Below are 22,754 nucleotides of genomic sequence, written 5' to 3'. Positions count from 1 at the left end.
CTCTTGGTAGCACGGACGGCGGCCGCGGGCCAGAGCGGGCGCGGCGGCGGGGTGCGGCAGAACGGCGGAACCGTGCGTCAGGACGGCGGAACAGCCCGCTGCCGGCGCAGCGCCGCGACCTGCCGGTACAGCCCGACCGCTTCGGTCCCCCGGCCGAGCTGTTCCAGGCAGTGCGCCTCGTCGTTGCGGCTCGCGAGGACGTCGGGGTGGTCGGCGCCGAGCAGCCGGGTCCGCACCTCCGCGACCTGCCGGTAGACGGTGAGCGCCTCGGCCCAGCGGCCGAGCCAGCCGAGGCCGACGGCGACCTCGCGGCGGCTGACGAGGGTGTCCGCGTGGTCGGCGCCCAGGACGCGGGTGCGGGTCGCGCAGACCTCGCGCGATTCGGCCAGCGCCTCCTCCCAGCGGGCCAGCCGGCCCAGGTTGACGCCCAGTCCGTGGCGGGCGCGGAGGGTCTCGGGGTCGTCGGGACCGCTGACCCTGGTCCGGTCCTCGACGAGCGACCGGTACAGCTCCAGCGCCTCGGCGCTGCGGCCCAGCCGGCCGAGGCTGATGCCGACCTCGTAGCGGGCCGCGAGGGTGTCGGGGTGGTCGGCGCCCAGCACCTGCGTCCGGCCCCGCACCACCTCCCGGTAGGTCTGCAGGGCCTCCGCCCACCGGCCGAGCCGGCCCAGCGTGTAGCCGACCTCGTAACGGGTGACCAGGGTGTCGGGGTGGACCGCGCCGAGCAGCCGGGAGCGGGCCTCCGCCACGTCGTGGGCCATCCGGTACGACTCCTCAAGACGCCCGAGCCGGCTGAGGTTGAACGCCAGGTTGTGGCGGCAGCGCAGGGTGTCGGGGTGGTCGGGGCCCATCGAGCGTTCCCGGGAGAGGAGGACGGCGGTGTAGATCTGGTGGGCCTCGAAGTGGCGGTCGAGCTGCCCCAGTACGTACGCCACTTCCTGGCGGGCCGCGAGGGTCTCCGGGTGGTCGGGGCCGAGCGCCCTCTCGCGGCCCTCGGCGACGAGGCCGAACTCCCTCAGCGCGTCCGCCGCGCGACCGGTGCGGCTGAGGGTGAACCCGACCTCGTAGCGGCTGGCGAGCGTGTCGGGGTGGTCGGCGCCCAGGGCGTGCTCGCGTTCGGCGGCGACCGCCCGGTGGACCTCGCCCGCCTCGTCCCAGTGGCCGAGGCGGCCCAGGTCGATGCCGGCGCTGTGGCGGCCGGCGAGTATCGCGAGGTGTTCCGGCGAGGGCGTGGGCCGCTCGGCCCCGGCCGCCGGCGCCGCTCCTGTGCCGGGCCGGGGGCCGGTGCCGGTGGTCCACTCCCCGGTCAGGCCCGCCGAGTGGTCGGGCACCGGGAGGCCCGGTGAGGTGCTGCCCGTCGCCTTGATGCCGCTGGTCATGCCGCGGGTCCAGCCGGGCAGCCGGGGCAGCGGGCCGGTGCCGGGGGGCCCGACGGGGAGGGGCGGCGCGAGCAGCACCCGGCCGGCCGGCTCCAGGTAGGGCTGTCCGCCGGTGCGGCCGAGGGCGATGCGTCGGCGCAGGTCGCCGGCGTCGGCGGGCCGCTGCTCCGGGGTCTTGGCGAGCAGCTCCAGGACGACGCGGTCGAAGAATCCGGGGAGTTCCGCGCGGTGGCTGCGCAACGGCTCCGGCTCGGTGTCGCGGTGTCCGACGAGCACGCCCCAGGCGTCGTCGAGGTCGAACGGCGGTGCTCCGGTGGCGATCTCGTACAGCACGCAGCCCAGCGAGTAGAGGTCGCTGCGGTGGTCGATGTGGCCGCCGCTGATCTGCTCGGGCGACATGTAGTGGGGGGTGCCCATGGCGATGCCGACACCGGTGAGGCGTGAGGTGACGCTTATGTCGTGGCCGAGTCGGGCTATGCCGAAGTCGCAGATCTTCACCGTCCCGTCGGCCAGCCGCATGATGTTGGCGGGCTTGAGGTCGCGGTGGACGATGCCCTGCTGGTGGGTGTAGCCGAGGGCGTCGGCGACCTGCTCTGCGATGTCGACGACGTCGTCGACCGGCAGCGGATGCTGTTCGTTGTCCTCCAGGAGCTGGCTGAGGTTGCGGCCGTCCAGGAGCTCCATCACCAGGTAGAGCACGCCCTCGTACTCACCGAAGTCGTGGACGACGGTGATGCCCCGGTGCTGGAGCGCGGCGGCGACCCGGGCCTCCCGGCGGAACCGCTCGCGCAGGACGCGGGTGAAGTCCTGGTCGTGCTGGGGACCCATCGGCTTGAGGCATTTGACGGCGACCTGGCGGCCGAGTGACTCGTCACGGGCGCGCCACACCTCGCCCATGCCGCCGCGCCCGATCAGATCGAGCAGTCGGTACCGGCTCTGGATCAGCCTGGTTTCCGCCATCCCCGCTGTCGCCCCCGTCACTCCGCCTGCTGTTGCTGCGCCCTCCCCGGCCCGTCCAGTATGGCTGCCTGCCTCTTCAGTTTGTACGGGGTGGGGCGGCTGCCGGGGCCCAGCCGTGCCATCGCGTTCAGAATATGACCCGGCGGGAGCTGCCAGCGCAGCCGGGCCGGGATGCCCCGCAGCACGGTCCCGGCGGTGCGCAGCCGCCGGTCGACGGTGGCGGCCGCGGGCGCGGGTCTGCCGTACAGCTCGTGGGCGTACGGGGGCAGCGACTGGTAGGCGAGCGTCGCGACGCGCCGCCACAGCAGGGCGCGGGCGGGCACCAGCAGGGGGTGGACCGGGGGCCGTCGCAGGAAGTCGTCGACCTCCCGCGCATCGGGTGAGGCGGCCAGTTGGGGCCTTACCCGATCGAAGTACGCGGCGAGCTGTGCGGTGGTGGCGGGTACACCGGCCGGGTCGAGGCCGACGAGCCGGGCGCCGCGGCGGTGTTCGTCTATGTACCGGTCGGCCTGCGCGCCGGTGAGCGGGAAGCCGGAGCGCCGCTCCACCTGGAGGTAGGAGTCGACCTCCGCGCAGTGGACCCACAGCAGCAGTTCGGGGTCGTCGATGCCGTAGGTCTCGCCGGTGCGCGGGTCGGTGGCCTTGAGGAGACGGTGGATCCGGCGGACCCGGGCGCCCGCCTTCTCGGCCGCCTCCGTGGTGCCGTAGGTGATGGTCCCGACGAATCCGGCCGTGCGCATCAGCCGGCCCCAGGCGTCCTTGCGGAAGTCGGAGTTCTGCATGACGCCGCGCACCGCCCGGGGGTGCAGTGCCTGGAGGTACAGGGCGCGCACCCCCGCCACCCACATCATCGGGTCGCCGTGTATCTGCCAGGTGACCGATTCGGGCCCGAAGAGCCCGGGGTCGGCTTCCGTCATGTGGTCCCGCCTCCCGCTCGACCGTGCGCCCCTCGCCGTCGGGCCCTACCTCGCCCCCGCCCGGCTCACGGACCGCGCCAGACGTTGGCGAACGCCGCGTTCTCGATCGACCTCCGCTGGCGTACGGCCTCCAGCTCCATCACCGCGTCGTGGACGATGGCCACGACGGTCGTCACCGCCTCGTCGTCGAAGCCGGGCTCCTCGTCGGCGTCTTCGCCGTCGAGGCCCACGATGGAGGCGAGGGCGGTCAGGACGGGCTCCCGCTGCTCCCAGCGCTCGGCTGCCCGGCGGCGCGCGGGTGTGTCGGCCGGTTCCACGCGCTGCGAGCCGAAGGAGAGCCGGCCGCCGCGCTTCGGCGTCAGCTCACCGGCCTCCTCCAGGGCGCTCTGGTACGCGGCCGAGAGGTCCCGGCCCCGGCGCCACAGCCAGTCCTCGATCCGCTCGTGGGGTGTCTCCCGGACGAGCGCCCCGGCGGCCTCGCCCATGAGCCGGTCGTCCTGCTCCAGCACCACACCCGGAACGATGCGGTCGCCGTCCACCGCGACCGCCTCCACCCCGATGAGATCGATCAGCTCGGCTCCCGCGAGCGCGAGCGACAGGTCCCCCTGTCCCACGGAATTCCTCGGCCCCGGGTCCGTGGCGATCGTGAACAGGTCCTTCGCCGTGGTCATGAACGGCTCCCCTCTGAGACATCGACAATGGTGCGCCCCGGAACGGCTGTCACGATCAGTATCGCTCCCGCCCCCGCGCTCCGGAGCTCTTTCGCCCGGCGGCGTCGAATCCCGCCAGGCGCCGGTGACACCTTCCGGCCTGCGGTACGAACGGACGGAGGGCCTCAAGAAGTTCCGGCACGCACAGCGGTGGCGGCCAGGGTGGTGTACTCCATCGTGAAGTGTCCGCCCAGGGAGTCGATGGCGGTCCCTACGGCGTCCAGTACTTCGGCCAGCTGATCCGGGCCGAGCCGCGTGAGGCCGCCGGTGGTGGGCAGCAGATCGAGCCATTGGCCGCGGGTGTAGGACTGCCGCCAGTCGAACCGCCACTGTTCGGGCTCGTCGAACTGCCCGGTCTCGCGGATCGTGTCGGCGGACTTCGCGTACGCCGCCCGGTAGAGATCGAGCGGCCGCCGGGCCGGCATGCCGTTGAACGGGGAGTCGGGCGCCACCCGGCGGTACGCGGCGGCGAATGGTTCGGCCACCTCGGCAGGGGGCTCGTACGCGTGCCCGAAGATCGCCAGCCGTCCGCCCGGACGCAGCACGCGTGCCGCCTTCGCGGCGCCGGCGACCGGATCCACCCAGTGCCACGACTGGGCGGCGATGACCGTGTCGAACCTCCGCCCGGCCGGCTGCCAGGCCTCGAACGCCGCCACCTCGACCGGCAGGCCCCGGGTCCGCGCGAAGCCGGCCATCCGCGCATCGGGCTCGACCCCGAGCACGGCGCAGCCCGCGGCCTGGAAGTGCCGGGCGGCGATGCCGGTGCCGCAGCCGATATCGAGCACCTCGCGCCCTGGGCTCCCGGCGACGATCCGGGCCACCAGCGCGTCCGGGTATCCGGGCCGGGCCGTGTCGTAGCGCTGTGCGTCCACGCCGAACGACTCGGCCATCTGCCGGGCCCGGTGCGGCTCCTGCGGGGACGGTTCGGACTGCTCTCGCGGTAGAGTGGGCATGCGCCCACCCTAGTGGGCGCATGCCCACTGGACAACGGATGCCGACGGGCAGCCCGCACGGGAGGAGCCGCACGTGCCGACCGGGGTGCACATTCGCGACGCGCGGCAGCAGTTGTTCGACGCTGCCGAACGCGTCCTTCTGCGGGCCGGGGCGAACGGTCTGACCAGCCGGGCCGTCACCGACGAGGCGGGCTGCGCCAAGGGCGTCCTGCACCGGCACTTCAGCGACTTCGACGCCTTCCTCGTCGACCTGGTGCTCGACCGGGCGGCGCAGCTTGAGCGGGAGTCGGACGCACTGGCCGGGTCCGTCGGCACCGGCACGGTGGCGGACAACCTCACCACCGTGCTGGCCACCCTCTTCGGCCCGGTTCCGGTGGCGATCATCCCGCTGATCACCTTCCGGGACGAGCTGCGCGCACGGCTGCGGCGGGCGATGCCCGGAGGCGGCATCGCGATCCTGGCCCAGGTGACGACCGCGGTCTCCGCCTGTCTGGCAGCCGAGCGCGAGCTGGGCCGCATCGCGGCGGACGCCGACATCGACTCGCTGGCCCTCTCCCTGGTCGGCGGCGGACACCTCCTGTTCGCGGACAGCGCCGCAGGGCCGCCGTCCAAGGAGGCCGTCAACAAGCTGGTGACAGCGGTCATCGCGGACGCCGTACAGCGACGACCGGCCGGATCGACTCCCTGGGCCATCTCTCCCTAGACCGTCTCCCGAAGCCGTCTCCCTAGAACCAGTGCAGGCAGTGCGGGGCGCCTTCCGTGCGGAAGAGCGCGTCCGCGAGGGCGGCGGCGCCCGGACGGCAGGCCCGGATGTGTCCCGCGCGCACGAGCGTGCTCGGGGCGATACCGCCCAGGTAGAGCGAGCCGAGGTCGCGCACGTCCAGCGCCAGGTCGGGTTGCCGGTCCGTGGGGACGCATTCGGCCTTGCCAGCGCGGACGGTCAGCAGGTAGCGGCCCCGCTCACCGAGGAACGGGTCGTCCACGTCGAGGACGAGCTCACCGTCCGCGAACCAGCCGCGTGCGGTCAGGGCGCGCGGCACATCGAGGAGACGTACCCACAGCCAGTCGGCGTGGTCGCCGACCTCACCGGCGCGGATGTCCGCGAGCTGCCAGCGCAGCGGGTGCTCGGGCGGGACATGCCGGAACACGACCTGTGAGACCAGGTCGTGGCCGAGTACGAACCGGACCAGGGCCGTGAAGACCGCGTCGTCGGTGGCGACGGTCTCGTCGACCGTCAACGTCGTGTGCTCACCGATCGAGTAGCTGGCATACCCGTCCGCCGTTCCGTCGGCGCCCCGGTGGACGGCGACGTAGCGCGGTGCGGAGGAGACCGGCGGCTGTCCCGCGCCCAGGGCCCACCAGCGGTGCGGCCGGGACAGCGCGCCGGGCTGGGCGCGGCGGTACCGGTCGTAGACCTCTTCGAGGATCTCGCCGCACTCGGCACGCCGCAGCACCTCGACCGTTCCGCCGCCCGCTCCGGACGCCGGGGTCTCGGCCGTCGCACGAGCACGGGGAACCACGAGGGCTGCCCGGTGACGCGGGACCGTCAGCCGGGTGGTGAAGGTCGCCGGTCCGTAGCCGAACCTGCCGTAGATCGGGGCCTCGGAAGCCAGCAGCACCGAGAGGAACTCACCCCGGGACCGTACGTCGGAGAGCTGCCGCCGCATCAGCTCGCCGAGCACACCGCGCCGCCGGTGCGAGGGCAGGACGCCGACCGCGCTCACCCCGGAGACCGGAGCGAGGGTCCGGCCGGGCAGGGTGAGTTCGAAGGAGTACGCGGCGGCGGTGCCCAAGGGCCGGCCGTCCTCGGACAGGGCGAGCAGGCCGCGGTCCATTTCGAGCGCGGACCACCAGCGTCCGCCGTCCGCGACGGGGGTCTCCGGGAACATCCCGAACGCTGTGTGGACCGTGTCGACGAAGACATCCAGGTCCGCATCGGTCGTGGGTCGGATCTCCATCGCTGTCGCTTCCCTCTCGCAGTACCGGCACAGTCAGTCATGGTGTTCGTTCACAAGGATGGCGCCGCGTCCCGTGCCTGGGGGCGGCCGATCGTCACCGCGCCTCTGAGGCCCTCCGGCGAGATCACCGACATCGTGTCGAGCGACGCGTCGGGGACCGGCAGGAGGTGTGCGTCGACCCAGGTGTCTCCCGTCGTCGCGTTGGCCCAGGGGTCTTCGATCACGATGGCGCCGGGTACCGCGCCGTGGCACAGCACCCAGTGCGGCACGTCGAATCCCTGCATCCCGGCGAGCGAGAGCAGGAGCAGCACGTGCTCGCGCCGGCCGATCGCGTCCCGGATCGCGGTGAGGGAGAGGCGGCCCGGGTCAATGGGAACACCGCTGCGCTCCGCCTCCGTCCGGGAGGCGCGCTGGAGCAGGGCACGCCACTCCTGGTCGCTCTCCGGGAGGTGGCCGAGCAACACCGGCCGGTCGGTGTCCAGATGGACCGTGACCGGGGACGAGGGCCAGGCCCGGCCCAGGGCGACGCCCAGTCCGACGGGCTCGCACGCGAGGAAGTTGGTGGCGTCGCGCCACAGCGTCAGTTCCGCCTGCCGGTCGAGCGCCTCCCACTCCAGCACGCCCGCGTGCGCCTGCGCGACCAGAGCGGTGACGGCGCCGCAGGTGAAGTGCGTGGTCTGCCCGTAGTACGCGGGTGCGCCGGTGATGCCGTCGTGCAGCCAGCGGACGTATCCGGCGGCCGGCCCGGCCGCGCCCTCCGGCCGCGTGAGCGGCGGGGTCAGGGCGGCGAAGCCGGTGGCCGCGACGTCCTCGGAACGCGCCGTCCACCCTTCCCACTTGACCTGCGCGAGTGCCCGGCGCTCCGCGTGGGCGACGACAGCCTCCACGGCCGCGCGCACGTCACCGACGGCATCGACGATCTTCAGATAAGCCGTGTCCGGACGTGCGGTCACGAGCGCCGCAGCGGTCCAGTCCTCGCCGTCGGCTCCGGGAACGGCCACGAGGTGAGGGGCGTGGGCGGAGCGGTCGACCGCACGCCAGCGCTCCGACACCTCGCGGTCGGCCAGCCCTGCCAGCCGGGCCGGCGGGCTGTCGGGCTCATAGGGGACGACGATGCCTTCCGCGTCCCGCACGGGCTCGGCGAGCCGCGCGGGCGTTTCCTGATGGGGCAGCATTCCGGTGCTCCTGAAGAGACGGGTGGGGACGGGGAGGATCAGAGAAAGGGGACGGGCCGGGGCCCGGACCTGTCGGCGCGGGACCCGCCCCTCCCCCGGGTCATGCGCGGGACTTCCTGAGCACCCACACGAAGTACGGTCCGCCGACCAGCGCGATCATGAGGCCCGCCGGCACCTGGGCGGGGGCGACGACCGTGCGGCCGAGGGCGTCCGCCACGCACACCAGCAGTCCGCCGAGCACCATCGCGACCTGGATCGCGCGGCCGTGCCTGGCCCCCACCAGGGAACGGGCGAGGTGCGGCGCGACGAGCCCCACGAACCCGACGACGCCGACGGCGATCACGCTGAGGGCCGCGAGCACCGCGGCGATCGACAGGGCGGCGAAGCGGGTGCGTTCCACCTTGACGCCGACGATGCGCGGGGTGTCCTCATCGACGGCGAGCAGGTCGAGCCGGCCGCGCATGAACAGCAGTACGGGAAGCGCGAGAGCCAGGGCCACCGCGACCGGGACGACGTCGGGGAAGGTGCGGCCGTAGGTCGTGCCGGAGAGCCAGGTGAAGATCCGGGGCGTGTTGTACGGGTCCGCCCGCAGCAGCAGGAAGGTGGTGACGGCGCTGAGTCCGTACCCCATGCCGATGCCGATCAGTACGAACCGGTCGGGCAGGAACCCGCCGCGCCGGGCCAGCAGGGCGATCAGCGCGAACGTGGCCAGCCCCGCCGTGACCGCTACCGCGATGAGTACCGGCCGGCCGCCGGACAGGCCGGAGGTGGCGACGCTCGCCGCGCCGAGGCCGGCGCCCGCCGAGATGCCGAGCACGCCGGGCTCCGCCAGCGGGTTGCGCACCGAGCTCTGCACGACGCAGCCGGCCAGTCCGAGCGCCGCACCGGCGAGGACCGCGGCGGTCACGCGCGGGACCCGGTCGTCGAGCGCCTGGCCGATCAGGTCCGGGGCGGCACCCTGGAACCACTGCACGATGTCCCCGGTCCGCAGCCAGAGGCTTCCGGCCAGGACCGATGTGAGGGCCGCCGCGGCCAGCAGGACCACCGCCCCGGACGTGACGAGGAGGAAGGCGCCCCGTGAGCGTGCGGCGACCCGTGCGCGCGGTGGCTGCCGGACACCGCCCGTGTCGCGCAGCCGCAGGGCCAGGACCACGATGACGACGGAGCCGAGCAGCGCGGTCGGCACACCGGTAGGGATGGAGGCGGCCCCGTCCGCTCCCTGCACCGCGCGCAGCGACGCGTCCGCGAGCAGGACGAGCAGCGCGCCGAGCAGTCCGGCCGCCGGGATCAGGAGCAGGTGCCGGCGCAGCGCGTGAACCCGTCCCGCGATCAGGCGGGCCACGACGGGCGCGCCGAGACCGACGAAGCCGATCGGGCCTGCGAGGGTCACCGCGGTGCTGGTCAGCAGCACCGCGCAGATCACCGCGGTCACCCGGGTGGTCCGGATCGGCACGCCGAGGGTGGACGCGGCGTCGTCGCCGAGGTTCATCACGTCCAGCCGCCGGGACAGCGCCAGGGCGACGCAGAGCACCACCACGACGAGCGGGGCGGCGCGTACCGACGCGTCGATGTTCAGCTGCGCCAGCGAACCGCTCCCCCAGGCGAAGAGGCCGGTCGTGTTCTGGTTGAACAGGATGAGGAGCATCCCGGTCGCCGCGTCCAGGGCCATCGCGGTCGCGGAACCGGCGAGGATGAGGCGGGTGCCCGCGGTGCCCGCGGCCCGGCCCGCGAGGAGCAGCACGAGTGCCGCCGCGACGAGGCCGCCGGCGAAGGCGACGGCGCCCGACGCCCACAGCGGGACGGCGAGGCCGAAGGCGGCGACGAGCGTGAGGGTGAAGTAGGCCCCGGCCGTGACCGCGAGGGTGTCCGGCGAGGCGAGCGTGTTGTGGGTGACGGACTGGAGCAGCGTGCCGGCGCAGCCGAGGGCGAAGCCCACCGCGACGCCCGCGAACAGGCGCGGCAGGCGCGAGCCGGTGAGGATCTCCCCGACGGGCGCCCCGTCTCCGCTCTCGTGTCCCCCGGTGAGATGGCGCACCAGGTCGCCGACGCCGACGCCCGATGTCCCCTGCGTCAGGTGCCACAGGCCGACCAGGACGGTGGCGGCGAGGAGGAGGGCCAGGACGGCCGCCCCGGCGGGGCCGCTGCCGCGCTCCGTGCTCGGCAGCGGTCCGGCCTCGGGTGCCGCTGTGCGTACAGTGCTCACTTCTTGTCAAGTACGTCGACGTACGCGTCGATCGCCTGCGCGCAGGAGCGCGGGCCGCCGGCGCCCCAGACCCGTGCCGGGAACGCGTGGGCGCGGCCTTCCCTCACGGCGGGGAGCTTCTTCCAGATCGGGTTCTTGTTCAGCGCCGCGACGTATCCGCCGGCGCCGTCGTCGTTCGCGTAGAAGAGGTTGGCGTCGCCCACGGCGGTGAGTCCCTCGACGTCGGTCTGCGCGAGGCCGTAGGCGGCGTCCACGCCTCCGTCGCCGTGCTTCTTGTTGATCTCGTTGCTCCACGCCGGGGTCATGCCGAGTTCCTTGCCTATCTCGGTGAACAGGGCGCCGTTCGCGTAGGGGCGTACGGTCAGGTTGCCTCCTTCGAGCCAGCCGTCGAAGAACAGGAAGTCCTTCGTCGGCAGGTCCGCGTCGGTGACGCGCTGCTTCGCGGTCGCGAGGTGCTGGTCGAACTCCTTGAGCACCTGGTCCGCCCGGTCCGTGCGTCCCGTCGCCTCGCCGATCATGCTGAACACCTTGCGCATGTTCCCGATCGGGTCCTTCGGGTCCGCCCCGCGCGTGGCCATCACCGGGACGCCCCTCTTCTCCAGCTTCTTGATCGTCTCGTCCTTGGCGTCGAACGCCTCCACGACGATGAGATCGGGCTTGGCCGCGTAGAGGGTGTCGAGATCGGGCTCCTCACGGGTGCCGATGTCCGTCACGCCGCCGGGCAGTTTCTCCGCGCTGGTCCAGGTGCGGTATCCCTTGGCGTCGGAGACGGCGGTGGGGGTGACGCACAGCGTCAGCGCGTCTTCGACCTGCTGCCATTCGAGGACGGCGATCCGCTTGGCGGGCTTGTCGAGCTTCACCTGTCGGCCGACGCCGTCCTTGAGGGAGACGGGCCCCGTCGAGGGGGTCGTGGTGTCCTGCGCGCAGTCCTTCGACGCGGGGGACGCGGCGGCGCTGCTGCCGGCCGTTGCCTTGTCGACGTCGGTCGTTCCGCAGGCCGTCGCGGCGAGCAGGGCGATCCCGGTCGAGGCTGACGCCGCCAGGCGACGGGCACGGTTCATGAGGGGTTCCTCTTTCACAGGTGAGGTGTGGGCGACGCGGGGACGGTACGTCGGTGTCTTCAAGTCGGCCCGGCGCCTCCCCGGAGCGGCCCATATGCCGTTCCGGCGAGGTGCCGCCGTGTTCAGGAGAGGTGAGAGGTGAGAGGTGGGAGGTGAGAGGTGGGAGGTGACAGGTAAGACGTGTCGCCGGGTCAGGAGAGGTGGCGGCCGAGTGGATCGATGCGGAGCCGCCCCGTTCGGGGGTCGACGGCCACCTCGACGCGAATGTCGTAGACCTCACCGATGTTCTCGGCGGTGAGGACGTCCGCGGGTGCGCCGGCCGCGTACACCCGGCCCGAGCGCATCAGGACGAGCGTGTCCGCGACCCAGGAGGCCTGGTCGAGGTCGTGCAGCACGATCCCGACCGCGATGCCGTGTTCCTCGACGAGATCCCGCACCAGGTCGAGCGTCTCGAACTGGTAACGCAGGTCGAGGTGGTTGGTCGGCTCGTCCAGCAGCACGACGCCGGTGCCCTGGGCCAGGCAGGACGCGAGCCAGACACGCTGCATCTCCCCGCCGGAGAGTTCCCCGACCTGCCGCGCGGCCATGTCGCGTACTCCGGTGACCCCCATGGCGTGGTCGACGGCGGTCCGGTCCTGCGCGGTCGGCCCGGCGAAGCCACGCCGGTAGGGATGGCGCCCGAACGCGACGACCTCGGCGACCGTCAGCCCTTGGGGAGCGGGCCTCGACTGGGAGAACAGGGTGACCTCGCGCGCGAACCCACGGGAGCTGAGCAGGGACGCGTCACGTTCGGGCTCCCCCTCGGGGGCGCCGAGCGTCACCCGGCCGCCGTCCAGCCGGTGCAGTCGGGAGAGCGCCCGCAGCAGCGTGGACTTCCCGCTGCCGTTCGGCCCCACCAGAGCGGTCGCACGGCCGGGTTCCAGCGCGACAGAGACACCATGGACGACGGGTTTGCCGCCGTAGCGCAGCACCAGGTCGTGCCCGATGAGCGCGACCACCGGGGCGGCGACGGCAGGGGCGGCCGTGGGTTCTCCGGCAGACCGGAAGGGGCTTGTGAACATGACGATGTCCGGACGATCGGAGGGGCGGGGACCGCGGTAACCTCCGTCCGGTCCGAGCGGCACAGGACGTGCGCTCGCCCACGCACGGACAGCGTCCTGCGCGGCGAGCACCAACTAAGGGTTACCTAACTCCGTGAAGGTAGCATTCCGCTTGCCGCGTGGACAATCAGGAGTTCTGGTCACGCGATACGGAATTCCGGACATCGCCCGACGGTCCGGCGGCCGCGTCGAAGAACGCACCCGGCGTCACTCCCGTGACCCGCCGGAAGGCGACGATGAAGGTACTGGGCTGCGCGTAGCCGAGCACCTCGGAGACCGTGGTCACCTCGGAGCCTTCGGCCAGGAGCATCAGCGCCCGGTGCACGCGCAGCATCTGGCGCCACTGCGCGAAGGAGAGACCCGTCGCCTGCCGGAAGGCGCGCGTGATCGTGCGGTCGCTGATCTCCAGTCGCCGCGCCCAGTCCTCCAGCGAGCGGCCGTCGGAGGGATCGTCCAGCAGGGTTTCGGCGATGGCGTCGATCCTCGGATCGCCGGGCAACTGCAACGCGAACTGACGCTCCGAGGGCCGGATCACATCGAAGACGACCGACTCGGCCCGCGCCCTGGCCGCCGCGTCGAGGTCCGCGGCGGCCAGATGGGTCAGCAGCGACTCCAGCAACGGCGTCATCGCGATCGCCATGGGTTCCGTGAACGCGAACGGGGTGCGGTCGGGGACGAAGAAGGCGTCGGAGAACTCCGCACCGGCCGTCGCCCGGCCCCCGTGGACCATCCCCGCGGGCATCCAGAGCCCGTGCCCCTCGACCACGGTCAGCACCCGGTCCCCCACGCGGGACGTCAGCGTTCCGCCGCGCACCCAGACGAGTTCGTGCAGGGAATGCGAGTGCGGCGACCACTCCGTGGGGCCGGGGACGATCCGGAACCCGGCAAGGATGGCACCCGCCGCCGGTTCCGGGAGCGGTGCGGCCGGCCGCACCACAGTGCCCGCCTCGCGCCGCCACATCCCGGGGGTCACCGCACCACGGGACACTCGAACCATGCCGGGAAGTCTATTCGGTGCCTGTCAGCGCCGGTTCCGGAGCCATGGCACACGCGTCCAGCCCATCGTCGCCCCAGCGCGGAGCGGGTACTGGAGCGGACACCCGGACAGGCAGAAGCGGATCGCGACGGAAGGGGGCCGGCTCATGCCCTCTCGTGGTGAAGGGGGTCCAGGGCGGTGAGTTCGTCCCGGGACAGCCGCAGAGTGGCGACCGCGACGTTCTGGGCGAGGTGGCCGAGGTCACCGGTGCCGGGGATGGCCAGGACGTGGGACCCCTGGTGCAGGGTCCACGCCAGCCGGATCTGGGCCGCGCTGACGCCGCGGGCGCGGGCGACGGCGTGCACCTGAGGGCTGTGGTCGGCGGTCGCGCCGGCGGTGCGTCCGGTGCCGGCGATGGAGTAGAAGGGCACGAACGCGATGCCTTGCTCACCGCAGCTGTCCACAAGCTCCTTCTGCTCGGGCGATGAGCCGAGGCCGTACATGTTCTGGACGCAGACCACCGGCGCGATGCGCCGGGCCTCGGCGAGGTGGTGGGGGCGGACGTTGGACAGGCCCAGGTGACGGATGAGTCCGGCCGCGCGCAGTTCGGCGAGCGCGCCGAAGCGTTCGGCGATGGAGTCGGTGCCGACGATGCGGAGGTTCACCACGTCCAGGTGGTCGCGGCCGAGCTGGCGCAGGTTCTCCTCGACCTGGCCGCGCAGCTGCCCGGGGGTGGCATGCGGCAGCCACCGGCCAGAGGGGGCGCGGCCGGGGCCGACCTTGGTGGTGATGACGAGGTCGGCCGGATAGGGGGCCAGGGCCCTATTGATCAGCTCGTTGGCCGAGCGCAGTGCGGAGAAGTAGAAGGCGGCGGTGTCGATGTGGTTCACGCCCAGGTCGAGCGCGCGGCGAAGGACGCTGATCGCCTGATCGCGGTCGCGCGGGACAGCGTCGGCCGCGAACGCCTCGCCGTGCTGCGCCAGTCGCATCGCGCCGAAGCCGATCCGGTTGACCGTGCGGTCGCCTAGCGTCCAGGTGCCGGATGCCGCTGCGCCGGTCGTCTGTGAGGTCATGGCGGAAGTCATGGCGCGATGATGTCCGCACGGTAGGCTGGTCGCCATTGATTAGGATATTCCTGAATTCAATGAGGGGTGGTCGTCCTGGCGGAGCTGGCGTTCTCGGCAAGCGATCTGGCGCAGGTACGGTTCGCCGTCTCGCCCATGTGGGAGGTCGCGCCCAGCTTCCGGCTGCTGGTCTCCGGCAGCACGCATCCGGTCCACCGGCGCTGGGCCGACCAGGTACGGCCGCGCCTGCTGGCCGCCGGGCTGGACCGGGGCTGGCTGTCCGAGCTGATCCCGCCCGCCGGCTACGTCCCCGACTTCCTCAACCCCGCACCCGCCGCACCGGCCCCCACCCCGGAGTCGGAGCGGGACGCGATCCGGATCTCGCGCACCGAACGGGTACGCCAGGACCTCGACCACCTGGCCCGCCACCAGGGAAACCTCGGCCCCCGACTGCGCACCCTGCACGCCGACCCGCGGGGCCGCCTGGCCAAGGTCACCGAGGAGATCGGAACGTACTGGGAGCTGGCACTCGCCCCCTACTGGGCCAGGATCCGGGCCGTACTGGAAGCGGACATCCTCTACCGGGCCCGCGCGGCCGCCGAGCACGGCACCGGCCACCTCCTCAACGACCTGCACACGTCGGTGAGCTGGGACGGCAACGCGCTGCGGATGTCGGGCCGCAAGCAGCCACTGGCCCGTGCGACGGCGGGCACGGGACTGCTGCTGATCCCCTCGGCCTTCACCGGACCGCGGCTGCGCACCCGGACGACGCTGCCGGATCCACCGCAACTCGTCTATCCCGCGCGCGGTGTCGGCTCGCTCTGGCAGGCGCGGCCCGCCACTCCGGCCGACGCCCTCTCCGCCGTGCTCGGCCGCTCGCGCGCCCTGCTGCTGGCCGAACTGGAGATCCCGGCCTCCACCACACGATTGGCCCACCGCACGGGACTCTCCGCTCCTGGGGTCTCCCAGTATCTGACCGCGATGCGCGAAGCGGGCCTGGTCAGTGCCCACCGGGCCGGCCGCTCCGTCCTCTACGCCCGCACCGCCGCGGCCGAGACGCTCCTCGAAGCCGCCCGCCCCTGACCCCGGTCGGGCCGAAGGGCTCCGGAGACGGCCGCCGAGTCCGTCGCGAACGATTCCGCCGATTCCGCCGGCCGGGATTCCTCGTCCCACCCGCTCAGCGCTCGTCCCACCCGCTCAGCGCCGTACGCGCGGCATCCCGAGGCCGATCCACGAGATGATCTCCCGCTGGATCTCGTTGTTGCCCCCGCCGAAGGTGAAGATGACGGCGGAGCGGTATCCGCGTTCGAGTTCGCCGTGCAGGACGGCGCCGGCCGAGCCCTCCTTGAGCGGGCCGGCCGAGCCGACGACCTCCATGAGCCAGGCATAGGCGTCACGGCGCGCCTCGGAGCCGTAGACCTTGACGGCGGAGGCGTCCTGCGGGGTGAGGGTGTTGTGCTGGACGGCCGACACCATCTGCCAGTTGAGCAGCTTCATGGCGTCGAGACGGGTGTGGGTGCGGGCGAGGCGGGCGCGGACCCAGCCGAGGTCGATGACGCGGCGGCCGTCGGCCAGCCGGGTCTCCGCGGCCCAGCGGCGGACGTTGTGCAGGGCGCGGATGGCCATGGTGCCGTGGGCGGCGAGGGTGACGCGTTCGTGGTTGAGCTGGTTGGTGATGAGCCGCCAGCCCTTGTTCTCCTCACCGACGCGGCGGGAGACGGGGACGCGGATGTTCTCGTAGTAGCTCGCGGTGGTGTCGTGCGAGGCGAGGGTGTTGATCAGGGTCCAGGAGTAGCCGGGGTCGGAGGTCGGGACCAGGAGCATGGTGATGCCCTTGTGCGGCGGCGCTTCCGGGTCGGTACGGGCGGCGAGCCAGACCCAGTCGGCGGTGTCGCCGTTGGTCGTCCAGATCTTCTGCCCGTTGACGACGTACGTGTCGCCGTCGCGCACCGCCCGGGTCTTCAGGGCCGCGAGGTCGGTGCCCGCGTCGGGTTCGCTGTAGCCGATCGCGAAGTCGAGCTCCCCGGCGAGCACCTTGGGCAGGAAGTACGCCTTCTGCTCGTCGGTGCCGAACTGCATGATCGTGGGGCCGACGGTGTTGAGGGCCATCAGCGGCAGCGGGACACCGGCCTGTGCGGCCTCGTCGAAGAAGATGAACTGCTCCATCGGTGACAGGCCGCGGCCGCCGTACTCCGCGGGCCAGCCGACGCCGAGCCAGCCGTCGGCCCCCAGGCGCCGGATGGTGTCCCGGTAGAAGCGCTTCTGCTCCGCGGGGTCGGCGTAACGCGCGTAGGCGTTGTCGGGGACCAGCGCGGCGAAGTACGCGCGCAGTTCGGCGCGCAACCGCTGCTGCTCAGGCGTGTATTCGAGGTGCACGGCCCCTCCAGGAGTCTCGCGTTCGCGTCGCCCGTGTGTGGCGGCGCACACAGTAGAACGTGTTGCAAGAATCCGGAAGGGGCACGGAGTCCCGGCGTCCGGGCGTCAGCGTTTGACGGCGCGCAGCACCACGAACTTGGGGTCGCCCGCCACCGTGGTGCAGTTGCCGAACGTACGGCGCAGCTGGGTGTGGTAGCCGAGGTGCCGGTTGCCCACGACCCACAGCTCGCCGCCCTGGCGCAGCGCGGCACGCGCCCCGTGGAACATGTTCCGGGCGGTGGCGTCCGTGATGGCCTGGTGCGAGTGGAACGGCGGGTTGTTGAGGATCAGGTCGACGCTCGCGGGCGCGGTGCCGGCCAGCCCGTCCCCGACGACGAAGCGGGCCTCGGCGCCGGCGTCGGTATTGGCCCGGAAGGTCTCCTCGGCCGAGGCGACCGCCTGGTACGACTCGTCGATGAAGGTGAGCTCGGCCTCGGGGTTGGTGAGTGCGGCGGACAGCCCGAGGACGCCGTTTCCGCAGCCGAGGTCGACGACGCGTTCCGGCCCGCTGCGCGCCGGCAGGTGCTTCAGGAAGAAGCGGGTGCCGATATCGAGCCGCTCCGCGCAGAAGATCCCGGCGTGGTTGGTGACAGTCCGCCCCGCGACGGCCCCGACGTCGTCGGGCAGCTCGTAGCGGTGGGGCCACGGGCTGCTCGCGCGGACCGGGGCCGGCTCGGGTGTGCAGTGGATGAGCCGGGCCTTCTTGACCGCGAGGGAGGTGCGGGTGGGGCCGATGATGCGCTCGAACAGCTTGAGGGTGGAGGTGTGGATCTCCTTCACCATCCCGGTGCCGATGACGACGGTCCCGGGGTGGACGGCGGGCGCGAGCCGGTACAGCTGGTCCTCCAGGAGCGCGAGGCTCTTGGGTACCCGTACGAGCAGGACGTCGACGCGTTCCGGCGGGGTGTCACGCGCGGACAGGAGCTGTACGGCGTCCGCGCCGGCCCCGTTGCGTTCCAGGTTCGCCGCTGTGGCCCGCTGCGCGAGGTAGGAGTCGGTGATCTGTACCGGCCGGTGGCCGGCCAGTACCGTGCTCAGCGCGCCCCAGCGGTCACCGACCACGACGACGCTGCCGGACAGGTCGACCGGACTCGCCCCGTCGATGCCCTCCAGGTGCCGCAGCAGGTATTCGTCGGCCGCGTCCCAGGCGCGGAAGGGGTCGCGGGGGTCCTCGGGGGATCGGGCGAGGTCGTAACCGGCCCCTGACGTCGTCAAACGGTTCATATAGCGTTCAGGCTAACCGAGCGGCGGGAGACACCCGAACACTTCCGGCCGCCAGGAGGGCGCGCGACAGCCGCCGCGCCGCCCGGCCGCGGCTACGGCAGCTGCTTGTCGATCGCCGACCGGCCCTCCCTGGCCAGCCTGCGCCGCGCCCACTCAAGGGTCTGCGGGGTCAGGTCCCGCCCGGAGGCGAGCACCAGGTCCTCGGGCGACGGATCATCGCTCGCGCCGGTGTGCAGGAGACTGTCGGGGGTCACGCTCCGCAGTGCGGATGGGTCCGCTCGCAGCGGTGCGGATACGGATTCGGGCTCGTCGCTCATGCCGCCTCCTCGTCCTTGCGGCAATTCTCGCCCCGTGCCGACGGGGGCGCATCCGATGCCCGGCACCGACCCTCACTTGACCTGCACATGATAGGTGCGCAGCGTTCACACCCGGGTCACGGTGCGTGTGGAAGGCTCCCGCTGACCACCCATCACACGACCACCGCGGCAGCCGCCCCCCACCCTTCGCCGGCGCCGCGGTGCCCATATTTCCGGAGAGGACACCCCACATGTCCCGTCGTCACCTTTCGTACCGGCGCCCGCTGCTGGCCACTCTCGCCGCCTTCGCGGTGCTCACCGGCACCGCGGCCGCCGCACCGGCCGGCTCCCCGCCGGCTCCGGCGACTGCCGCCACCCCGCTCGGCGCGCTGGACGACACGTACTACCAGGACGCGCTCGGCAAGACCGGCACCGCGCTCAAGGGCGCCCTGCACACGATCATCAGCGACCAGTCCACGCTCACCTACAGCCAGGTCTGGGACGCACTCAAGGACACCGACGAGGACCCGGCGAACTCCTCGAACGTGATCCTCCTCTACTCCGGGATCTCCGAGCCCAAGAGCGACAACGGCGGCGGCACCGGCCAGTGGAACCGGGAGCACGTCTGGGCCAAGTCCCACGGCGACTTCGGCACGGCCACCGGCCCCGGCACCGATATCCACCACCTGCGCCCGGAGGACGTGTCGGTCAACTCCGTCCGCGGCAACAAGGACTTCGACAACGGCGGCAGCGCGGTGAGCGGGGCGCCCGGCAACTACACCGACGGCGACTCCTTCGAACCGCGCGACGCCGTCAAGGGCGACGTCGCCCGCATGATCCTCTACATGGCCGTGCGGTACGAGGGCGACGACTCCTTCGCCGACCTCGAACCCAACGACCAGGTGTCGAACGGCTCCGCCCCGAACATCGGCAGGCTCTCCGTACTGAAGGCGTGGAGCCAGGAGGACCCGCCGGACACCTTCGAGAAGCGGCGCAACGACGTCATATTCGACCAGTACCAGCACAACCGGAACCCGTTCGTCGACCACCCCGAATGGGTGGACGCCATCTGGTAGGCCGCCGGCCGGCGGGACGGGCGGGCCGGGCCTCAGCCGGTCCGCCCCGGCGCGCACCAGTCCACGGCGTCCTCGCGGGAGACGAAGTACCGGGAAGCCCCGGCGGTGGCGCCCTGTCCCGCGAGCCGGCCCGCCGGGTCCACCACGGCGGCGCGCCGGCCGCCCGCCGTGAGCCGGGCCAGTCCGCCGTTCAGCATCGTCCGGGCCACCGTGTCGATGGCCGTCACCCGGCGCAGATCCAGCACCACGGCCGCCGTGTCCCCCGGGCCCGACTCGTCCAGGGCGTGCAGCACCCGCTCGGCCGCGGTGAAGTCCAGCGCGCCCTGGGCCGCGACGACCGCCACCCGCTCGCGGCGGGCGCGCTCCCGCTCCCCCGCCGGCGCGGAGGGCAGATCGTCGGCCGTGGTGACCAGGGTGACGGTGGAGCCCGCCAGGGCCGGGTTGTGCATGAGGTGCAGCCCGAAACGCTCGGAGAGCGCGCCGAGCGCCAGCTGTCCCCGCACGGAGGTTCCGGCCGGATCGAGGAGCGGGCTGTACGCCGCGAGTCCGAACCGGGCCGGTCCGGCGGCGATCAGACCGCCGGACACCCCGCTCTTGGCCGGCAGCCCCACCCGGAGCAGCCAGTCGCCCGAGGCGTTGTGCATCCCGCAGGTCGCCATCACCGCCAGGACGTGCGCGGCGACGGGCTCCGGCACCACGGCGTCCCCGGTGACCGGATGGACTCCCCCGTTGGCCAGGGTCGCCGCCATCGCGGCCAGGTCCAGCGCCGTGACCCGTACCGCGCACTGGCGGAAGTACGTCTCCACGGCCGCCACCGGGTCCACGGGCAGCGGACCCGCGCTGCGGATCAGATACGCCAGGGCGCGGTTGCGGTCGCCGGCGAACGCCTCGGAGGCGTACACCTGCTCGTCGACGTCCAGCCGCCGGCCGGCGAAGCGGCTCAGGAAGTCGAGGATCCGGTCGAACCTGGGGGCGTCCCGGGTGTCGGGGACCAGCGCGGTGGTGACGATGGCGCCGGCGTTGACCATGGCGTTGGCGGGTCGCCCGGTGCCCGGTTCCAGGCTGATGGCGTTGAACGCCTCGCCGCTGGGCTCCGCGCCGACCCAGCGGCCCACCTCGTCGAGCCCCAGCGCGGACAGGGCCAGGGCGTAGACGAACGGTTTCGAGACGGACTGGGCGGTGAACGGCACCTCGACGTCACCGGTGCTGTAGCGGTGGCCGTCCATGCTGATCAGGGCCAGCCCGAAGGCGTCGAGGTCGGCCAGCGCCAGCTGCGGGATGTAGTCGGCGAGCCTGCCGTCGCGCAGACCGCCGAACCGGGTGTGCAGTTCGCGCAAAGCGTCCGTGACCGCCTCCGCGGCGTTCACCGGCCGGCCGTCAGCCGCGCTCGGCCTGCGCGATCCGTGGGAACGACTTGACGCCCGCGGCCTTGCGGCTGTTGGCGTGCTGGCTGACGGTGCGGCCGGGCGGGGCGTCCACGAAGCCGAGCACCACCGAGTCCAGGACCTTGCCGGAGGAGTCGGTGAAGTCCACCTTGACCGCGTAGAAGGCGGCCTTGCCGGTCGGGTTGGTCACCCGGACGAGAGCGCTGCGGAACTGCTCGGAGGGCTTGACCGCGAGGCCGTTGACGGAGACGTCCTCGACCGCGTCGCCCTTGCCCTTCACACCCTTGAGCGTGGTGACGGCCTTCTGCCGGTTGCGTTCCACCTCCGCGGACACCGAGGCCGCCAACTCCTGCTGGGTGCGCTGGCTCTCCGTGGCCCGCGGGGACACCGTCGGCTCCGCCGACACCGTACGGGTGCTCCTGGCGGTCCCCCGCGAAGAGGTGTCGGAGCTGTCGCAGGCGGCGGAGGCGACGACCACCGCGGCCAGCACGGCGGGGGTCAGGCTGCGGGCGGCACGGCGGCCGATGGCGCGCCGCACGGGGCTGGTCTGGTTCACGGACGCTCCGTCTGCTCGGAAGTACGGCTCTCGCTCCCGCGGTCCAGGGTGAGCGTGGACATCGCGCCTACCTCCTGGAATCGGGAACACCAATTCGCTCACATTAGGATCAAAAGGTATGAATCGACTCGTCGAATCATCCGCTCAGCACCGCGGTACGCCAAGTCCCCGGGAGGGAACAGATGGACACGGATGCCCTGACCGCCGGCCTCTTGCAGGAGCTCCGGGCGGCCAAGCCCTATCCCGCCCTGTCCCTGACCATGCCGACCCACCGGCGCGCCCCCGACAACGCGCAGGACGCCGTCCGGCTGCGCAACCTGGTCGCCGCCGCGGGAAACCGGCTCGACGCCGACCCCCGGGTCGGCCGGGAGACCCGGGCCGCCGTCAAGCAGCAGCTCGACCGGGCGGTCGCGGAGATCGATCCGCGCCGGGCCCTGGACTCGCTGGTGGTCCTCGCGACAGCGGACGAGTACCAGATCTGGCAGCTCCCCCGCACCGCACCCGAACGAGTGGTGCTGAGCGACACCTACCTCACCCGCAACCTGGTCGCCGCCAAGGCGCAGGCCCGGCCGTTCTGGGCGCTCACCGTCTCCGCCGACCACGCGGCCCTGTTCAGCGGCACGGGGGACGCGGCGCACGAGGAGCGGATCGGCGGCTTCCCGCTGACGGCTCCGCACGAGCCGCCCAACCCGCAGCGCGAGGAGCGGATCGGGGACACCCCGAGCACCTTCACCGACGAGGACACCCGCCAGTTCCTGCGGACGGTGGACGAGAAGCTGCGCGGCGTCCTGGCCACGGATCCGCGCCCGCTGTACCTGGTCGGCCTCGCTCCCGCGCTGGCGATGCTGGACGAGGTCGGTGAGAGCACCGGGGCGGCGGCCGGACGGGTGACCAAGGGCGCTCCCGCCGACACCACGCCCGGCGACCTGCTCACCGAGCTGCGTCCCGCGCTGGAGGCCCGGCAGAAGCGGTTCGCCGCCGAGATCGACGGCAGGCTGGACGAAGCGCGCGGCCGTCACGCCTTCGCCGGCGGTCTCGACGAGGTGTGGGCCGCCGTACGGGAGGCGCGGGCCGGCCTGGTGGCGGTGGAGGAGCACTACCAGCAGACGGTCCGGGTCGCCCAGGAGCACCTTGAGCCGATGAGCGCGGACGCCCTGGACCCGGCGGACGAGCAGGTCCGCGAGGACATCGTCGACGAGCTGGTCGAGGCGGCGCTGGACAGCGGCGCGGAGGTGGTGTTCGTCGCGGACGACTCGCTCAGGGAGCACGGGCGGATCGCGGCGGCGCTGCGCTACTGAACGTCGCACGGCAGGGGCCCGGACGGTCGTCCGTCCGGGCCCCTGCCG

Annotated in this window: 20 protein-coding genes; 4 read left to right on the top strand and 16 right to left on the bottom strand. The window is 72.7% G+C overall.

Translation table 11 applies throughout. From position 1 onward, the window contains the following. Positions 1 to 77: 77 nt before the first annotated feature. The 4 genes from RLT59_RS37080 to RLT59_RS37065 all read right to left on the bottom strand — a co-directional run bounded on the left by RLT59_RS37080 (position 78) and on the right by RLT59_RS37065 (position 4,919). On the bottom strand, positions 78 to 2,339 hold the full coding sequence (locus RLT59_RS37080) for a serine/threonine-protein kinase (RefSeq protein WP_311307453.1): 2,262 nt from the start codon (positions 2,337 to 2,339) through the stop codon (positions 78 to 80). A 17-nt stretch (positions 2,340 to 2,356) separates the two neighbouring features. Continuing rightward, the gene (locus RLT59_RS37075) at positions 2,357 to 3,256 is read right to left on the bottom strand and encodes an oxygenase MpaB family protein (RefSeq protein ID WP_311307452.1); all 900 of its coding nucleotides are present in this window, start codon (positions 3,254 to 3,256) and stop codon (positions 2,357 to 2,359) included. 65 nt (positions 3,257 to 3,321) lie between these two features. Beyond that, positions 3,322 to 3,927 (bottom strand): GOLPH3/VPS74 family protein, encoded by a 606-nt coding sequence (locus tag RLT59_RS37070; protein ID WP_311307451.1) that lies wholly within the window; start codon positions 3,925 to 3,927, stop codon positions 3,322 to 3,324. A 164-nt stretch (positions 3,928 to 4,091) separates the two neighbouring features. Beyond that, positions 4,092 to 4,919: a class I SAM-dependent methyltransferase gene (locus RLT59_RS37065; RefSeq protein ID WP_311307450.1), complete on the bottom strand. Its 828-nt coding sequence runs from the start codon at positions 4,917 to 4,919 to the stop codon at positions 4,092 to 4,094. Positions 4,920 to 4,992: 73 nt separating this feature from the next. On the opposite strand from RLT59_RS37065, the gene RLT59_RS37060 reads away from it, so the two are divergent. Beyond that, positions 4,993 to 5,622 (top strand): TetR/AcrR family transcriptional regulator, encoded by a 630-nt coding sequence (locus RLT59_RS37060; protein ID WP_311307449.1) that lies wholly within the window; start codon positions 4,993 to 4,995, stop codon positions 5,620 to 5,622. Positions 5,623 to 5,644: 22 nt separating this feature from the next. On the opposite strand, the gene RLT59_RS37055 is transcribed toward RLT59_RS37060, so the two are convergent. The 7 genes from RLT59_RS37055 to RLT59_RS37025 form a co-directional block, all read right to left on the bottom strand. Then, on the bottom strand, positions 5,645 to 6,877 hold the full coding sequence (locus tag RLT59_RS37055; RefSeq protein WP_311307448.1) for a GNAT family N-acetyltransferase: 1,233 nt from the start codon (positions 6,875 to 6,877) through the stop codon (positions 5,645 to 5,647). 50 nt (positions 6,878 to 6,927) lie between these two features. Next, positions 6,928 to 8,052, bottom strand: a complete 1,125-nt coding sequence (locus RLT59_RS37050) for a peptidase C39 family protein (RefSeq protein ID WP_311307447.1) — start codon at positions 8,050 to 8,052, stop codon at positions 6,928 to 6,930. Positions 8,053 to 8,152: 100 nt separating this feature from the next. Continuing rightward, entirely contained in the window at positions 8,153 to 10,255 is a 2,103-nt protein-coding gene (locus RLT59_RS37045; protein ID WP_311307446.1) for an iron ABC transporter permease, read from the bottom strand. Continuing rightward, positions 10,252 to 11,316 carry an iron-siderophore ABC transporter substrate-binding protein gene (locus tag RLT59_RS37040; RefSeq protein ID WP_311307445.1) on the bottom strand — a complete coding sequence of 355 codons (1,065 nt, stop codon included), beginning with the start codon at positions 11,314 to 11,316 and terminating at the stop codon, positions 10,252 to 10,254. The genes RLT59_RS37045 and RLT59_RS37040 overlap by 4 nt, the downstream gene beginning before the upstream one ends. Before the next feature lie 191 nt (positions 11,317 to 11,507). After that, a complete protein-coding gene (locus tag RLT59_RS37035) occupies positions 11,508 to 12,377 on the bottom strand; it encodes an ABC transporter ATP-binding protein (protein ID WP_311307444.1) in 870 nt (289 codons plus the stop codon). A 166-nt stretch (positions 12,378 to 12,543) separates the two neighbouring features. Next, positions 12,544 to 13,413, bottom strand: coding sequence for a helix-turn-helix domain-containing protein (locus RLT59_RS37030; RefSeq protein WP_311307443.1), 870 nt, complete (start codon positions 13,411 to 13,413; stop codon positions 12,544 to 12,546). Between the two features lie 143 nt (positions 13,414 to 13,556). Beyond that, positions 13,557 to 14,465 carry an oxidoreductase gene (locus RLT59_RS37025; protein ID WP_399127037.1) on the bottom strand — a complete coding sequence of 303 codons (909 nt, stop codon included), beginning with the start codon at positions 14,463 to 14,465 and terminating at the stop codon, positions 13,557 to 13,559. 78 nt (positions 14,466 to 14,543) lie between these two features. Between RLT59_RS37025 and RLT59_RS37020 the strand changes: the two genes are divergently transcribed. Beyond that, positions 14,544 to 15,539 (top strand): winged helix-turn-helix domain-containing protein, encoded by a 996-nt coding sequence (locus RLT59_RS37020; protein ID WP_311307441.1) that lies wholly within the window; start codon positions 14,544 to 14,546, stop codon positions 15,537 to 15,539. 114 nt (positions 15,540 to 15,653) lie between these two features. Here the strand turns inward: RLT59_RS37020 and RLT59_RS37015 are convergent, their stop codons facing one another. The 3 genes from RLT59_RS37015 to RLT59_RS37005 all read right to left on the bottom strand — a co-directional run bounded on the left by RLT59_RS37015 (position 15,654) and on the right by RLT59_RS37005 (position 18,412). Next, positions 15,654 to 16,832 carry an acyl-CoA dehydrogenase family protein gene (locus RLT59_RS37015; protein WP_311307440.1) on the bottom strand — a complete coding sequence of 393 codons (1,179 nt, stop codon included), beginning with the start codon at positions 16,830 to 16,832 and terminating at the stop codon, positions 15,654 to 15,656. A gap of 105 nt (positions 16,833 to 16,937) precedes the next feature. Beyond that, positions 16,938 to 18,095 (bottom strand): methyltransferase, encoded by a 1,158-nt coding sequence (locus RLT59_RS37010; protein ID WP_311307439.1) that lies wholly within the window; start codon positions 18,093 to 18,095, stop codon positions 16,938 to 16,940. A gap of 92 nt (positions 18,096 to 18,187) precedes the next feature. Then, positions 18,188 to 18,412 carry a hypothetical protein gene (locus tag RLT59_RS37005; RefSeq protein WP_311307438.1) on the bottom strand — a complete coding sequence of 75 codons (225 nt, stop codon included), beginning with the start codon at positions 18,410 to 18,412 and terminating at the stop codon, positions 18,188 to 18,190. Between the two features lie 230 nt (positions 18,413 to 18,642). Between RLT59_RS37005 and RLT59_RS37000 the strand changes: the two genes are divergently transcribed. After that, the gene (locus tag RLT59_RS37000; protein ID WP_311307437.1) at positions 18,643 to 19,467 is read left to right on the top strand and encodes an endonuclease I family protein; all 825 of its coding nucleotides are present in this window, start codon (positions 18,643 to 18,645) and stop codon (positions 19,465 to 19,467) included. A 32-nt stretch (positions 19,468 to 19,499) separates the two neighbouring features. Here the strand turns inward: RLT59_RS37000 and glsA are convergent, their stop codons facing one another. Together glsA and RLT59_RS36990 are read right to left on the bottom strand one after the other, a co-directional pair. Beyond that, a complete protein-coding gene (gene glsA / locus RLT59_RS36995) occupies positions 19,500 to 20,834 on the bottom strand; it encodes a glutaminase A (RefSeq protein ID WP_311307436.1) in 1,335 nt (444 codons plus the stop codon). 10 nt (positions 20,835 to 20,844) lie between these two features. Next, positions 20,845 to 21,408 carry a hypothetical protein gene (locus tag RLT59_RS36990; RefSeq protein WP_311307435.1) on the bottom strand — a complete coding sequence of 188 codons (564 nt, stop codon included), beginning with the start codon at positions 21,406 to 21,408 and terminating at the stop codon, positions 20,845 to 20,847. Positions 21,409 to 21,590: 182 nt separating this feature from the next. Here RLT59_RS36990 and RLT59_RS36985 point away from each other — a divergent pair, with 182 nt between their 5' ends. Further along, a complete protein-coding gene (locus RLT59_RS36985) occupies positions 21,591 to 22,706 on the top strand; it encodes a baeRF3 domain-containing protein (RefSeq protein WP_311307434.1) in 1,116 nt (371 codons plus the stop codon). Positions 22,707 to 22,754 lie beyond the last annotated feature (48 nt).

Origin of the sequence: Streptomyces sp. ITFR-6, assembly GCF_031844725.1 — a bacterium.
GTDB lineage: Bacteria > Actinomycetota > Actinomycetes > Streptomycetales > Streptomycetaceae > Streptomyces.
This window is presented reverse-complemented; position numbering and strand designations above follow the sequence as displayed.